Genomic DNA, 14,578 nt, shown 5'->3' on the forward strand with positions numbered 1-14,578 from the left:
GCAGCAGGCTAGACGGTGGCCGGCGGCAGGTCGGCGACGAACTGCGTGCGGTAGAGGTCGGCATAGAGGCCGCCCTCGGCGAGCAGGGAGGCGTGCGTGCCCCGCTGCACGATCCGGCCGCCCTCGACGACCAGGATCTGGTCGGCTTCGCGGACCGTCGAGAGCCGGTGGGCGATGACGAGCGAGGTCCGGCCCTCGAGCGCGGCGTCGAGGGCGCGCTGCACGGCGACCTCCGACTCGCTGTCCAGGTGGGCCGTGGCCTCGTCGAGCACGACGATCGACGGCGCCTTGAGCAGCAGCCGGGCGATCGCGAGCCGCTGCCGCTCGCCGCCGGAGAGCCGGTAGCCGCGGTCCCCCACCACCGTGTCGAGCCCGTCGGGCAGGCCACGGACCAGGGTCGCGATCTGGCCTGCCTCCAGCGCCGCCCACACCTCGGCGTCGGTGGCGCCGGGCCGTGCGTAGAGCAGGTTGGCGCGGATCGTGTCGTGGAACATGTGGGCGTCCTGGGTGACGTAGCCGACCACGTCCTCCAGCGACTCGAGCGTGACGTCGCGGACGTCCTGCCCGCCGACGCGTACGACGCCCTCGTCGGCGTCGTAGAGCCGGGCGACCAGGTGGGTGATCGTGGTCTTGCCCGCGCCGGACGGGCCGACGAGCGCCACCATCTGCCCGGGCTCGGCCACGAACCCGATGTCGGTCAGCACCGGGCCGCCCTCGCGCGACTCCTTGCGGGCCACCGTCTCCAGCGACGCGAGCGAGACGTCGTCGGGACGCGGGTAGCCGAACGCGACGTGGTCGAACTCCAGCCGGGCCGCCGTGCGCGGGAGCGCGACCGCGTCCGGCTTCTCCTCGATCAGCGCGGGCAGGTCGAGCACCTCGAAGACCCGCTCGAAGCTGACCAGCGCCGTCATCACGTCGATGCGCACGTTGGACAGGCTCTGCAGTGGTCCGAGCAGCCGCAGCAGCAGGGTCGCGAGCGCGATCAGGGTGCCGACGGTCAGCGCGTCGTCGACGGCGAGGTGCCCGCCCACGCCGTACACGAGGGCCGTCGCGAGGGCCGGGACCGCCATCATCGAGGCGGCGAAGATCCGGGTGAGCAGCGAGATGCGGATGCCGAGGTCGCGGACGGTGGCGGCCTTGCGGGCGAACACCTGGTCCTCCTCGTCGCGCCGGCCGAAGAGCTTGAGCAGCATCGCGCCGCCGACGTTGAACCGCTCGGTCATGGCGTTGCCCATGTCGGCGTTGCCGTCCATCTGCTCGCGGGTCAGGCCGGCGAGCCGGCCGCTGACCCACCGCGAGACGAGCAGCATCAGCGGGAAGATCGCCAGGCAGAGCAGGGTGACCTTCCAGCTCAGCGCGAGCATCGCGATGCCGACCACGACGACCGAGATCGTGCTCGCCACGGTGCTCGACAGCGTCGAGGTGAAGGCCCGCTGGGCGCCGATGACGTCGTTGTTGAGCCGCGAGACGAGGGCCCCGGTCTGGGTGCGCGTGAAGAACGCCAGCGACTGCCGCTGGACGTGCCCGAAGACCCGGGTGCGGAGGTCGTAGATCAGGCCCTCGCCGATCCGCGAGGACAGCCAGCCCTCACCGACGGAGAGGAAGGCGCCCAGGATCGCCACCCCGGCCATCGCCAGCGCCAGCAGCGTCACGAGCTGCGCGTCGCCGCCCACGATGCCGTCGTCGATGATGTGCTTGGCCAGCAGCGGGGAGACGACGACCAGGCAGCTGTCGACGACCGTCAGCAGCAGGAACACCGTGATCAGCCGGCGGTGCGGACGGGCGAAGCCGAAGACGCGGCGTACGGTCCCGCGCTCGATCCGGTTGTGGACGATGCTGCGGTCCGACCGCAGGTGCCGCCACGCGGCGGCCGATCCCTGCATCCCCGACATCGCTTCTCCCCTGTCCTGCCTAGCCGAGCAGTGCGACGAGCTCCCGGAACCGCCGCGTCTGCGCCTCGCGCTCCAGGCGGCGCTGGTCGTCGAGGCTGCGCTCGGCAGCACCCTGGAGCAGCGCCTTCGTCTCACGCACCGCGCCGACCATCGGCGCGGTCAGGGCGGCCGCGAGGTCGGCCACGGTCGCGTCCAGCTCGGCGGGCGGTACGGCGGCGAGCGCCAGCCCGATGTCCACCGACTCCGCCGCGCCGACCATCCGCGCCGTGGCACAGATCTCCAGCGCCCTGGCATAGCCAACGCTCTCCACGAGCGGCTTTGTTCCGGTCAGGTCGGGCACCAGGCCGAGCGCCGACTCCTTCATGCAGAACTGCACGTCGTCGGCCACGACCCGCAGGTCGCAGGAGAGCGCCAGCTGGAAGCCGGCGCCGATGGCGTAGCCGTGCACGGCCGCGATGGACACGAACCGCGGGTCGCGCAGGAAGGTGAAGCCGCGCTGGAAGCCGTCGATCGCGGCCGACACCTCGTCGTCGGACTGGCTCATCAAGGCCACCACCGAGCCCTCGCCGGCGGTGCTCGGGTCGAGCATGCTGCGGTCGAGGCCGGCCGAGAACGCCGCGCCCGAGCCCTTCACGACCACGACGCGTACGTCGTCGGGCAGCTCGTCCCCGATCGCGGCCAGCGCGTGCCACATGGCCGGGGTCTGGGCGTTGCGCACCTCGGGTCGGTGCAGGGTGATGGTGGCGACCGGACCGGTCACGTCGTACAGCAGTCCGGCGTCCTCGAGCGTCTTCGGGTCCATGACCCGAACACTAGAGGGGGCCACCGTCAGGCCAGGGACACCAGGTCGGCGTAGTCCTCGTTCCAGAGGTCCTCGTCACCGTCCGGCAGCAGCAGCACCCGGTCCGGCTCGAGCGCGCGGACGGCGCCCTCGTCGTGCGTGACGAGGATGATCGCGCCCTCGTAGGTGCGGATCGCGGCCAGCACCTCCTCGCGGGAGGCGGGGTCCAGGTTGTTGGTCGGCTCGTCGAGGAGCAGCACGTTGGCGCTGGAGACGACCAGGCTGGCGAGCGCCAGGCGGGTCTTCTCGCCGCCGGAGAGCACCTTGGCGGGCTTGTGCGCGTCCTCGCCGGAGAAGAGGAACGAGCCGAGCACGGAGCGGGCCTCGGTGTCGGTGAGCTGTGGCGCGGCGCTCTGCATGTTCTCGAGCACCGTGCGGTTGACGTCCAGTGTCTCGTGCTCCTGGGCGTAGTAGCCGATCTTGAGGCCGTGGCCGGGTACGACGGAGCCGGTGTCCGGCTGGTCGACACCGGCCAGGATCCGGAGCATCGTCGTCTTGCCCGCGCCGTTGAGGCCCAGGATGACCACGCGCGAGCCCTTGTCGATCGCGAGGTCGACGTCGATGAAGACCTCGAGCGAGCCGTACGACTTGGACAGCTCCTCCGCGGTGAGTGGGGTCTTGCCGCACGGCGCCGGGGCGGGGAACTTGATCCGGGCGACCTTGTCGGCGGCCCGCTCGCCCTCGAGCCCGGCCATCATCTTCTCGGCGCGCTTGAGCATCGACTGCGCGGCGGTGGCCTTGCTGGCCTTCGCGCGCATCTTGTTGGCCTGGTCGGTGAGCGTCTTCGCCTTGGTCTCGGCGTTCGCGCGCTCGCGCTTGCGGCGCTTCTCGTCCGTCTCGCGCTGCGTCAGGTAGGCCTTCCAGCCCATGTTGTAGACGTCGATCTCGCCGCGGTTGGCGTCCAGGTGCAGCACCTTGTTGACGGTCTGCTCCAGCAGCGCGTTGTCGTGGCTGATCACGATCAGCCCGCCCTTGTGCGCCTTGAGGAACTCGCGCAGCCAGACGATCGAGTCGGCGTCGAGGTGGTTGGTCGGCTCGTCGAGGAGCAGCGTCTCGGCGCCGGAGAAGAGGATCCGGGCGAGCTCGACGCGGCGGCGCTGCCCACCGGACAGGGTCTTCAGCTGCTGGGTGAGGATCCGCTCCTCGATGCCCAGGCTGCTGGCGATCGTGGCGGCCTCGGACTCGGCGGCGTACCCACCACCTGCGTGGAGCTCGGAGTCGGCCCGCTCGTACTGGCGCATCGCCTTGTCGCGGACGGCCGGGTCGTCGCTGCCCATGTCGGCCTCGGCCTTCCGCAACCGTCGTACCACGTCGTCGAGGCCGCGGGCCGAGAGGATCCGGTCGCGGGCCAGGACCTCGGGGTCGCCGATGCGCGGGTCCTGCGGGAGGTAGCCCACCTCGCCGGTCGCCTGGACGGTGCCGGCGGCCGGCAGCGCCTCGCCGGCGAGGATCTTGGTGAGGGTCGTCTTGCCGGCGCCGTTGCGGCCGACGAGGCCGACCTTGTCGCCGGCGGCGACCCGGAAGCTGACGTCCTCCATGAGCAGGCGTGCTCCGGCGCGGACCTCGAGCTTGTGGGCGGTGATCATGAGGTCTCAAGCGTAGTTGTGGGTACGGTCCAACCGGGCATCGACGACGGTGTCCCCGATCACGTGGGAGCGGTGCATGCGGTTCAACCCGAAGGCCCGGCTGGACGCCAGCCGGATGGGCGACGCCGGGCGCTCCGGCGCCCGGTCGGGCGGTGGTGGTCGCGGGGGCATCCCGATCCCCGGCGGAGCGGCCGGTGGCGGCATCGGCACCCTGATCATCATCGTGATCGTCGTCGCGGCCAGCATGCTGCTCGGCGGTGGCTCCGACGGCGGTGGCCAGGCCACCGAGACCGGGCGCTACGCGCAGTGCGAGGGCGTGGTGGACGCCAACAAGTCCGCTGACTGCGCGCGGGTCGCGATCGAGAACTCGCTCACCGACTACTGGTCCGACGCCCTTCCCGCCCAGTCCGGCACGGCGTTCGAGCCGGAGCGGAAGATCGAGACCTTCACGGACGGCATCTCGACCGGCTGCGGCGCCGCGTCCGCGGACGTCGGCCCCTTCTACTGTCCGGTCGACAAGACGATCTACCTCGACACGACGTTCTACGACGAGGTGCTGGAGCGCCAGCTCGGCGGGCCCGACGGCGGCTTCGTCGAGGCCTACGTGCTCGCCCACGAGTACGGCCACCACATCCAGAATCTCCTCGGGACCATGGGCAAGGTGAAGACCCAGCAGGGCGCGAAGAGCGACGCCGTACGCCTCGAGCTGCAGGCCGACTGCTACGCCGGCATGTGGGCCAAGGCCGCGACCACGACCCAGGACGTCGACGGCAACGTGCTGATCGAGGGCCTGACCGACGCCGACATCCAGGAGGCGATCGACGCGGCCACCGCCGTCGGCGACGACCGGATCCAGCAGTCGTCCGGCGGCGACGTCGACCCCGAGTCGTGGACGCACGGCTCGGCGAAGTCACGAGTCAAGTGGTTCATGACTGGTGACGAGAACGGCACCCTCGACACCTGCGACACCTTCGCCCCCGGGGCACTCTGACCTCGTGTGGGTCGTCGTCGCCCTGGTGCTGATCTTCGTGGTGCCCGTCGTGGTGCTGGTGATCGTCCGGCGGCGCGACGACTGACGGCTCACCCCTCGACGAGCGCCTCGATGTGCGGGAACTGCCGCTGGAGGGCGCGCAGGTGCGGGGCGACGGCGGGGTGCCGGAACTTGCCGGCGAGCGCACCTTCGCCGGGCGCGGCGCGGGCGAGCGCCCACTCGGCGCGGTTGAGGACCGTGTAGACGGTGGTCACCCGGGCGCCGAGGGTGACCTCGTCGCGGGTGGCCAGGCCGTCGGGCAGGCCCATCAGGTAGGCATCGACGAGCGGCTCGAGCTCCTCACGGGCGCTCAGCGCGAAGTAGCCGAGGTCGGCGCCGACCGGGCCGGTGCCGAGCGTGGACCAGTCGATCGCGACCACGTCGTCGCCGCTGCGCCCCAGCAGGTTGGCGGGTACGGCGTCGCCGTGCTGCGGCACCTGGACGAGGGCGTCGACGGCGGCGAGCAGCTCGACCCGGCGTCGCCAGAGGTGGTCGGCGACGTCGGCGACGGTCGTGCGCGCGAGGGTCGGCCACCCGCCGTACCGCTCGACGCGGGTGATCCGGTCGCGGAGCTGGTTGCGGGAGAGCCAGGGCGCGGCGGCGAGGTGCGAGCCCGCGAAGCGACCCATCGCGTGCGCGCAGAAGAGGCCGCTGACGGACGCGTCCTCGACCCACTCCTGGGTGATCGTGATGCCGTCCTCGTCCTCCTCGACCGCGCCGAGGCCGGCCGCACGCAGTCCCGGGGTGTCGACCACGGTCGCGGCCGTGATCACGTCGGCGGCGCGGCGCCAGTAGGCGAAGTGCCGGGGGTTGGTCAGCTCCGCGGGGTCGTCGAGGGCGGGGCGGGCCAGCCGCTTGACCACCACGGGCTGGTCGCCGAGGACCGTCCTCCAGACGCCAACCGTCGAGGCACCGCTGCCACCGGGGAGCGGGTGCCACCCGGGTTCGGGCTGCCACATGCTCAGCAAACTAGTGGATGTCACGCCTGCGGAAGGCCAGCTGGCCCGCGACACTCAGGGCCAGCGCCACCACGGCCAGCACGAGCACCGGCCCCCAGGTGACGTCCTCGGCCGGCACCATCGCCACGTGCTCGAACGGCGACACGTCCTGGAGCCACTGCGGGAGCCGGAAGAGGTCGCCGAAGAGCATCACGACCGCGGCGTAGGCCAGCGGCGCCCAGGCCAGCACCGTCCAGCGCGGCGCGACGCCGTACAGGACCCGGCCGAGACCGCTGAGCACGAGCACCGGTGCGACGTACTGCACGACCGGCCAGGTGATGTCCCACGCCGCGTCGGAGTCCCCCGTCACCATCAGGTAGCCCGCGCCCAGCCCGAGGCCCGACGCGACCAGCACCAGCGCCGTCCCGCCGACCGTCACGAGCACGTGCCCGAGCAGCCACCTGGTGCGCGCCAGCGCCGTCGCCAGCAGCACCTCCAGGTGGCCGTTCTCCTCCTCGGTCCGCGGCCGCAGCGCCGACGAGATCGCGAAGCCGCTGCCGATCACGGCCAGCATCAGGATCGACGTGCCGTAGAAGCCGCTGACGATGTCGGTCCCGGCCTGCACGAAGAGCTCCTGCGAGACGTCCGAGTCACCGAGCAGCGACTGCACGTCGTCGCCGATGGCGCCGTACGCCAGGCCGGCGAAGAACAGGCCGCCCGCCCAGCCGAGCACGGCGCCGCGCTGGAGGCGCCACGCCAGTCCCCCGCCGCTGAGCAGCCCGCGCGGTGCGCGCTCCGGGCCCGGCCGGGCCGCGAAGACGCCGGAGCCGTAGTCACGGCGCTCGAAGAGCGCGTACGCGGCCACCACCGCTGCCCCCGCGGCGACGAGCATCAGCAGCATCGGCCACCACCGCAGGCCGGAGAACTGGTGCATCGCCTGGTACCAGCCGATCGGCGAGAGCCAGCTGAGCACACCGTTGCCGACGTCGCCGATCGCCCGCAGCACGTAGGCCACCGCGATGAAGCCGCCCGCCAGCCCGTACGCCGCCCGGGTGCTGGCCGTGAGCTGCACCGCGATGAGGGCGGTGCCGGTGAAGACCCAGCCGCAGGCGGTGACCCCGAGACCGAGCCCGAAGGAGTCGGCCGCCGCCAGGCCGTACGCCGTCAGCCCGACCGAGACCAGGAGCCCGAGCACCAGGGTGGCGATGCCGGCCACCAGCGCTGCGGCCGTCATCGGGGCATGCCGCCCGACGGCCGCGGCTCTCAGCAGCTCGTCACGCCCGTTCTCCTCCTCGGCGCGGGTGTGCCGGCCGACCAGGAACATGCTCATCAGGCCGGCGAGGATCGCCCCGAACGCCGTGGTCTGCCACGCCGTCTGACCGCCGAGGGTGTCCAGCGCGCGGGCGGGCCCGGCCATGGCGATGAACGCCGCGTTGGACTCGGTGCTGGCGGCGGCCGCGTCGTACTCCGCCTGGGTCGTGTAGAGCTGGTCGACGCTGTAGACCGTCGCGAGGTAGAGAGAGACCCCGCCCAGCACCCACCACAGCAGCATCCACCGGTCCCGCCTGAGGAACGTCAGCAAGAAGGTGCCGGTGCCGGTCATATCTCGTCGCCGTAGTGGCGGAGGAAGAGCTCCTCCAGCGTGGGCGGCTGGCTCGTCAGCGACCGGACGCCCGCGCCGACCAGCGCCTGGAGCGCGGGCTCGAGGCGCGCGGTGTCGACCTGGAACCGCACCCGCGTGCCCTCGACGACCAGCCCGTGCACGCCCTCGAGGGCGCCGAGCCCCTCCGGCTGCCGGTCGAGCTCGGCGGAGACGGAGGTGCGGGTCAGGTGCCGCAGGTCGGCCAGCGACCCGGCCTCGACGACCCGGCCGCTGCGGATGATGCTCACCCGGTCGCAGAGCTGCTCCACCTCGGCCAGGATGTGGCTGCTCAGCAGCACGGCGTGGCCACGCTCGCGGAAGGCGTCGACGTAGCGCTGGAAGACCGACTCCATCAGCGGATCGAGGCCCGACGTCGGCTCGTCGAGCACCAGCAGGTCGACGTCCGAGGCGAGTGCGGCCACCAGGGCGACCTTCTGCCGGTTGCCCTTGGAGTAGGCGCGACCCTTCTTCGTCGGGTCCAGCTCGAACGCCTCGACCAGCTCGGCCCGCCGAGCCTCGTCGATCCCGCCGCGGAGCCGGCCGAGCACGTCGATGACCTCGCCGCCGGTCAGGTTGGGCCACAGGTTCACGTCGCCGGGCACGTACGCCAGCCGGCGGTGCAGCGTGGCCGCCTCGCGCCACGGGTCGCCGCCGAAGAGCAGCGCCTCGCCACCGTCCTTGCGCAGGAGGCCGAGCAGCACCCGGATCGTGGTCGACTTGCCCGCGCCGTTGGGGCCGAGGAAGCCGTGCACCTCCCCCGGACCGACCGCCAGGTCCAGGCCGTCGAGCGCCCGGAAGCTCCCGAACCTCTTCACCAGGCCGCGGATGTCGATGACGTTCGTGCCGGTCACGGTCCGAATCTAGGGCAACTTCTCGCGACCGGCGCGCGTCTCCTCCGTGACAGCCCGGAACCGCCGGGCCACGCATCGATGAAGGACGGGACATGACCTCTCGGGTACTCACCGCCGCACTGACCGTCGGACTGGCTGCCGCTCTGCTCGGCGGGTCGTCCGCGAGCATCTCCGCCGCGGACGCCGCCCGGCCGACGGCGCCGCGCACCCACCTGACCCTGCAGGTCACCGGGTGCGAGGGCTGCCAGATCGGGCTCACCCAGGCGCTGAACGGCCGTCGGACGGTCTGGCAGGCCAAGGGTCGTACGGTCCGGGACGGCTCGGTGTCGTGGAACATCCCCACCAGCCGCACCCACGGCCTCAGCATCACCGTGCTGGCCCCGTGGGACGGCGGCGCGGGCTACGTCCCCACCGTGGCGTTCCGGTACGCCGGCGAACGGGTCGGCAGCGACATCACCAACGCGATCGCCCGCAGCAAGCGCAAGGCCTCAGCCTGCTGGGCCGGCACCGGGTCGGACCGGGCGACACTGCCGATCACGGTCGTGCACGCCCACTCGACCAACCCGCCGGGCGATCCGATCCGGACGCCGCGCGCCTTCACGACGGTGACCCAGCGCTGGGAGACGCCGATGGAGCGGGCCTGGCACGGCATCTCAGGCACCCAGGACGCCACCTACTGCGGCTAGGTCGCGTTCACGACCTCGACCTGCGCGCAGCGCGCGTCGGCAACGGCCTGCTCCAGCACCCCGCGCCGCGGGTCCGGTACGGCGAGCCACGGGTCGACCGTGACGAGGCCGCGCAGACGCGGGTCGGCCAGCACCTCGTCGACCGCGCCCCGGTCACCGCCTACGACGACCGGTCCCCTCAGGCCACCGAGGATGCGGGCAGCGTGCTCGGCCGCGGCCTCGTAGGCCTGCCGGGCCTGGTTGTCGCGACGCCGGGCGAACCGCTGCTGGCTCTGCCCGCCCGCCTTGGTCCGGCCCTGCACGTGCCGCTGGCCGACCTTGCTGTCGCTGGTGGTGGTGCCGTGCAGCCGAGCCACGGCGAAGCCGCCCTTGCGGACCAGCAGCACGCCCCAGTCGTCCGGGACGCTCATTGCCTCGACGAACGGCGCGGGGTCCGCAGGCCCGTCGTACGCGGCGTCGAACGGGAGCCGGGCGGTGAAGGTGCTGCCGTCCTCGGCGAGTCCGGTGAGGGAGGCGTCAGCAACACTCAGCGCTGTCGAGCCGTGACCGCGTTCGAAGTTCTCGATCCAGCGGTCGATGCGCTCGGGAGGAACCAGGACCGTGGGCACGCTCTGAGACTACGACTGAGGTTTCGAGCCGCCTGTCGCGCCCTCGCGAGCTCAGGCGCGGGGCTCCCTCAACCTCTTCGGCTTCTGCCCGCTTCGCGGTCAGACCTCAGACATTGAACCCGAGCGCCCGCAGCTGCTCGCGGCCGTCGGGCGTGATCTTGTCGGGACCCCACGGCGGCATCCAGACCCAGTTGATCAGGACGTCGTTGACGAGGCCCTCGAGGGCGCCGTTGGTCTGGTCCTGGATCACGTCGGTCAGCGGGCAGGCCGCCGAGGTGAGCGTCATGTCGAGGACGACGTTGGTGCCCTCGTCGATGTGCACACCGTAGACCAGGCCGAGGTCGACGACGTTGATGCCGAGCTCGGGGTCGACGACGTCCTTCATCGCCTCGGTGACGTCGTCGATCGACACCGTCGAGGTGCCGACGCCGCCGGTCGCCTCGGGCACGTCGGGCAGGTCGGAGTGGTCAGCCATCAGAGTCCTCCTGGGCTCGGACGAGGGCGTCCTGGAAGGCCATCCAGGACAGGAGTGCGCACTTGATGCGCGCGGTCAGCTTGGCGGCGCCGGCGAAGGCGATGGCGTCCTCGAGGACGTCCTCGTCGGGCTCCACCTGGCCCTTGCCGCGCATCATCTCGAGGAAGGCCTCGTGGATCGGCTCGGTCTCGGCGACGGTCTTGCCGATCAGCAGGTCGCTCATCACCGACGCGGACGCCGAGGAGATCGAGCAGCCCTGGTTGTCGTAGGAGATGTCGCGCACGACGTCACCATCGAGGTGCAGGCGGAGGGTGACCTCGTCGCCGCAGGTGGGGTTCACGTGGTGGACCTCGGCCTCGAACGGCTCGCGCAGGCCGGCGTTCAACCGGCGCTTCGCGTGGTCGAGGATGATGTCCTGGTAGAGGCTGTCGAGTTCAGTGCTCATCTATCAACCCAACTTGAAGTACGAGCGGGTGTATTCCAGGCCCTCGACCAGCGCGTCGATCTCGGCCGGCGTCGTGTAGAGGTACGACGACATCCGGGTCGAGCTCTGCACGCCGAACCGGGCGTGCGCGGGCTTCGCGCAGTGGTGGCCGGCGCGCACGGCGATGCCCCGCGAGTCCAGCACCTGCGCGACGTCGTGCGGGTGCACGCCGTCGAGCTCGAAGGAGATCGCTCCCCCGCGCTGGGCCGCGTCGAGCGGGCCGAGCACGGTCAGGCCGGGCACGGTGGCCAAGCCCTCGAGGGCGTACGCCGTGACCGTCTGCTCGTGGCGGTGGATCGCGTCCATGCCGACGTGCGAGAGGTACTCGACCGCGGCGCCGAGACCGACCGCCTCGACGATCGGCGGGGTGCCGGCCTCGAAGCGGTGGGGCGCCGCGGCGTACGTCGAGCGCTCCATGCGGACCGTCTCGATCATCTCGCCGCCGCCGTGGAACGGCGGGAGCGCGTTGAGCAGCTCCTCCCGGCCCCACAGCACGCCGATGCCCGTCGGGCCGACGACCTTGTGGCCGGTGAAGACCAGGAAGTCGCAGCCGGTGGCGGCCACGTCGACCGGCAGCTGGGGCGCGGCCTGGGAGGCGTCGATGACCGAGTAGGCACCGAACGCCTTCGCACGCGCCACCAGGTCGGTCACCGGGTTGATCGTGCCGAGCATGTTGGAGACCCAGGTGAAGGCCACCACCTTGGTGTGCTCGTCGATGAGCTGGTCGGCGTTCGACAGGTCGAGGTGACCGTCGTCCGTCAGCCCGAACCAGCGCAGCTCGGCGCCGGAGCGCTCGCAGGCCAGCTGCCACGACACGATGTTGGAGTGGTGCTCCATCTCGGTGATCACGACGTTGTCGCCGGGGCCGAGGTCGATCGTGCGCGCCAGCAGGTTGAGCGCCTCGGTGGCGTTCTTGGTGAAGACGACCTCGTTGCGCGACGGCGCGTTGAGGAAGGCCGCCACCTTGTCGCGCGCGCCCTCGAACGCCTCCGTCGACTCCGCGCCCAGCGTGTGCATGGCGCGGGCGACGTTGGCGTTGTGCCGCTCCAGGTGGTCGACCATCGTGTCGATCACCACCTGCGGCTTCTGCGAGGTGTTGGCGCTGTCGAGGTAGACCAGCGGCAGGCCGCCCGCGACGGTGCGGCCCAGGATCGGGAAGTCGGCGCGGATCACCTCCAGCTCGCGGAGGAGGCCGGCCAGCTGCGTCGTGGTCATGTCAGACCGCCGCCGAGAGGTACTTCTCGTAGCCGTTGGCCTCGAGCTCTTCCGCGAGCTCGGCGCCACCGGACTCGGCGACCTTGCCGTCGACGAAGACGTGCACGAAGTCGGGCTCGATGTAGCGCAGGATCCGCGTGTAGTGCGTGATCAGCAGGACGCCCTTGCCCTCCTGGGCACGGAACCGGTTGACGCCCTCGGAGACCACCTTGAGCGCGTCGATGTCGAGGCCGGAGTCGGTCTCGTCGAGGATCGCGACCTTCGGGTTCAGCAGCTCCAGCTGGGCGATCTCGTGGCGCTTCTTCTCACCGCCGGAGAAGCCCTCGTTGACCGAGCGGGTGCCGAACGTCGGGTCCAGGTTGAGCTGCTCGAGCGCCGCGTTGACGTCCTTGACCCAGGTGCGCAGCTTCGGGGCCTCGCCATCGAGCGCGGTCTTCGCCGTACGCAGGAAGTTCGACACCGAGACGCCGGGGACCTCGACGGGGTACTGCATGGCCAGGAACAGCCCGGCGCGCGCCCGCTCGTCGACGGTCATCGCCAGCACGTCGTCGCCGTCGAGGGTGACGGTGCCGCCGGTGATCGTGTACTTGGGGTGGCCGGCGATCGAGTACGCCAGGGTCGACTTGCCCGACCCGTTCGGCCCCATGATCGCGTGGGTCTCGCCGTCCTTGATGGTCAGCGTGACGCCCTTGAGGATCTCCTTGGGACCGTCCTCGGTGTCCACGGACACCTGCAGGTCCTTGATGATCAGCTCGCTCATGAGGGGGTGACTCCGTTCAGGGTGGTGGTGGTGTCCACGTAGATCTCGTTGTCGCGCACCTCGACGGGGAAGGTCGCGACGGGTTCGGTGGCGGGCAGCCCGGTGGGCTTCCCGGTGCGCAGGTCGAAGCGCGAGCCGTGCAGCCAGCACTCGACCGTGCAGTCGGCGACCTCGCCCTCACTGAGGGCGACGGCCGCGTGGGAGCAGAGGTCCTGGATGGCGAAGATCTCCTCGCCGTCGCGCGCGATGGCCACGTCGTACGCACCGACCGTGACGCCGAGCGCCTCGTCGGTGGGTACGTCGGCCAGCGCGCAGGCCCGCTCGAAGGTCACGAGTCCTCAGATCCGGTTACTGAGGAGCCGACGAAGGAGGCGTCTCGAAGTACGTTCTTCGCGAGCTCGGCCTCGACCGTCTCGAGCAGCTTGTCCTCGATCGAGGGGATGCCGACCTTGCGGATCAGGTCGTTGAAGAAGCCGTGCACGACCAGGCGGCGCGACTCCTTCTCCGAGACGCCGCGCGAGCGCAGGTAGAAGAGCTGCTCGTCGTCGAAGCGGGCCGTCGCCGACGCGTGCCCCGCACCCTCGATCTCGCCGGTCTCGATCTCCAGGTTGGGCACCGAGTCGGCCTGGCAGCCGTCGGAGAGGACCAGGTTGCGGTTCTCCTCGTAGGTCTCGATACCCTCGGCGACCTTGCGGATCAGCACGTTGCCGATCCAGACCGTGTGCGCCCCCTGGCCCTGGAGCGCACCCTTGTAGAGCACGTGGCTCTTGGTCTTCGGCGCCGTGTGGTCGGCGAAGAGCCGGTGCTCCAGGTGCTGGCCCTCGTCGGCGAAGTAGAGGCCGAGCAGCTCGGCCGAGCCGCCGGGACCGGCGTACTCGACGTTGGCGTGCATCCGCACCAGGTCGCCGCCGAAGGAGATCGACGTGTGCTTGACCGTGGCATCGCGGCCGACCTGGATGGCGTCGCGGCCGAGGTGCACCGCGTCGTCGTCCCAGTCCTGGAGGGACAGCACGTTGACGTTGGACGCGTCGCCGGCGAGCACGGTGGTGATCGCCGAGTAGCGCGCCGAGCCGGTGTGCACGACGGCGACGGTGGCCTGGGCGTGGCGGCCGACACGGACCACCAGCCGACCCCAGACCAGGTCGTCGACCGACTCGCCGTGCAGGCGCAGCACGACCGGCTCGGTGATCTCGGCCTCGGCCGGGACGTCGAGCAGGAGGGCACCACCGGCGTTGGCGGCGGCCAGTGCGGAGGGCCGGTCGTTGGGCGCGAGCTCGCCGATCTCACGCGCCTCCTCGGCGCTGATCTCCGTGAGGCTCACGCCGTCGGGCAGCGTCGTGTCCCAGGTCAGGTGCGCGTCGGACGCCTCGCCGTCGAGGATCCCCAGCAGCCGCTTGAGCGGCGTGAAGCGCCAGATCTCCTCGCGCCCGGTGGGCACCGGGTGGTCGGCCAGGTCGTACGACGGGGGCGGGTTCAGGTGGCTGAAGAGCGGCCCCTGCTCCAGGGCGGACTCCACGCTCTCGCGCGCAGCGTCGGTCACAGTCACAGATCGTTGCTTTCTAGGTGCGGG

General features: G+C 71.3%; 15 protein-coding genes. 2 read left to right on the plus strand and 13 right to left on the minus strand.

Annotated features, from left to right (window positions below):
* Positions 1–8 precede the first annotated feature (8 nt).
* From ACFPYL_RS13765 to ACFPYL_RS13775, 3 genes are read right to left on the minus strand one after another with little or no spacing between them, the layout of a single operon-like run.
* Entirely contained in the window at positions 9–1,892 is a 1,884-nt protein-coding gene (locus tag ACFPYL_RS13765) for an ABC transporter ATP-binding protein (protein ID WP_379155022.1), read from the minus strand.
* A gap of 19 nt (positions 1,893–1,911) precedes the next feature.
* Complete coding sequence (locus ACFPYL_RS13770; RefSeq protein WP_379155025.1) at positions 1,912–2,694, minus strand: enoyl-CoA hydratase/isomerase family protein; 783 nt, start codon at positions 2,692–2,694, stop codon at positions 1,912–1,914.
* 26 nt (positions 2,695–2,720) lie between these two features.
* Positions 2,721–4,319 (minus strand): ABC-F family ATP-binding cassette domain-containing protein, encoded by a 1,599-nt coding sequence (locus tag ACFPYL_RS13775; protein ID WP_379155028.1) that lies wholly within the window; start codon positions 4,317–4,319, stop codon positions 2,721–2,723.
* 76 nt (positions 4,320–4,395) lie between these two features.
* On the opposite strand from ACFPYL_RS13775, the gene ypfJ reads away from it, so the two are divergent.
* Entirely contained in the window at positions 4,396–5,310 is a 915-nt protein-coding gene (gene ypfJ, locus ACFPYL_RS13780; RefSeq protein ID WP_379155031.1) for a KPN_02809 family neutral zinc metallopeptidase, read from the plus strand.
* 89 nt (positions 5,311–5,399) lie between these two features.
* Here the strand turns inward: ypfJ and ACFPYL_RS13785 are convergent, their stop codons facing one another.
* The 3 genes from ACFPYL_RS13785 to ACFPYL_RS13795 are packed head-to-tail and all read right to left on the minus strand — an operon-like array spanning position 5,400 to position 8,789.
* Positions 5,400–6,308, minus strand: a complete 909-nt coding sequence (locus ACFPYL_RS13785) for a phosphotransferase family protein (RefSeq protein WP_379155034.1) — start codon at positions 6,306–6,308, stop codon at positions 5,400–5,402.
* A 10-nt stretch (positions 6,309–6,318) separates the two neighbouring features.
* Positions 6,319–7,890: an ABC transporter permease gene (locus tag ACFPYL_RS13790; protein ID WP_379155037.1), complete on the minus strand. Its 1,572-nt coding sequence runs from the start codon at positions 7,888–7,890 to the stop codon at positions 6,319–6,321.
* A complete protein-coding gene (locus tag ACFPYL_RS13795; protein WP_379155471.1) occupies positions 7,887–8,789 on the minus strand; it encodes an ABC transporter ATP-binding protein in 903 nt (300 codons plus the stop codon). Before ACFPYL_RS13795 ends, ACFPYL_RS13790 begins: the two co-directional genes overlap by 4 nt.
* Before the next feature lie 83 nt (positions 8,790–8,872).
* On the opposite strand from ACFPYL_RS13795, the gene ACFPYL_RS13800 reads away from it, so the two are divergent.
* Positions 8,873–9,466 (plus strand): hypothetical protein, encoded by a 594-nt coding sequence (locus tag ACFPYL_RS13800; protein WP_379155040.1) that lies wholly within the window; start codon positions 8,873–8,875, stop codon positions 9,464–9,466.
* Here ACFPYL_RS13800 and ACFPYL_RS13805 read toward each other — a convergent pair.
* The 7 genes from ACFPYL_RS13805 to sufD form a co-directional block, all read right to left on the minus strand.
* A complete protein-coding gene (locus ACFPYL_RS13805) occupies positions 9,463–10,074 on the minus strand; it encodes an acVLRF1 family peptidyl-tRNA hydrolase (RefSeq protein WP_379155043.1) in 612 nt (203 codons plus the stop codon). The genes ACFPYL_RS13800 and ACFPYL_RS13805 overlap by 4 nt on opposite strands.
* Positions 10,075–10,180: 106 nt before the next feature.
* Positions 10,181–10,549: a metal-sulfur cluster assembly factor gene (locus ACFPYL_RS13810; protein ID WP_379155046.1), complete on the minus strand. Its 369-nt coding sequence runs from the start codon at positions 10,547–10,549 to the stop codon at positions 10,181–10,183.
* Positions 10,542–10,994: a Fe-S cluster assembly sulfur transfer protein SufU gene (gene sufU / locus ACFPYL_RS13815; RefSeq protein ID WP_379155049.1), complete on the minus strand. Its 453-nt coding sequence runs from the start codon at positions 10,992–10,994 to the stop codon at positions 10,542–10,544. The genes ACFPYL_RS13810 and sufU overlap by 8 nt, the downstream gene beginning before the upstream one ends.
* A gap of 3 nt (positions 10,995–10,997) precedes the next feature.
* Complete coding sequence (locus ACFPYL_RS13820) at positions 10,998–12,248, minus strand: cysteine desulfurase (protein WP_379155052.1); 1,251 nt, start codon at positions 12,246–12,248, stop codon at positions 10,998–11,000.
* Between the two features lies 1 nt (position 12,249).
* Positions 12,250–13,008 carry a Fe-S cluster assembly ATPase SufC gene (gene sufC / locus ACFPYL_RS13825; protein WP_379155054.1) on the minus strand — a complete coding sequence of 253 codons (759 nt, stop codon included), beginning with the start codon at positions 13,006–13,008 and terminating at the stop codon, positions 12,250–12,252.
* Positions 13,005–13,340, minus strand: a complete 336-nt coding sequence (locus tag ACFPYL_RS13830; RefSeq protein ID WP_379155057.1) for a non-heme iron oxygenase ferredoxin subunit — start codon at positions 13,338–13,340, stop codon at positions 13,005–13,007. The genes sufC and ACFPYL_RS13830 overlap by 4 nt, the downstream gene beginning before the upstream one ends.
* Positions 13,337–14,554, minus strand: a complete 1,218-nt coding sequence (sufD, locus tag ACFPYL_RS13835; RefSeq protein WP_379155060.1) for a Fe-S cluster assembly protein SufD — start codon at positions 14,552–14,554, stop codon at positions 13,337–13,339. Before sufD ends, ACFPYL_RS13830 begins: the two co-directional genes overlap by 4 nt.
* Positions 14,555–14,578: the final 24 nt, after the last annotated feature.

This window comes from Nocardioides hankookensis (genome assembly GCF_042658885.1).
Taxonomy (GTDB): domain Bacteria; phylum Actinomycetota; class Actinomycetes; order Propionibacteriales; family Nocardioidaceae; genus Nocardioides; species Nocardioides hankookensis.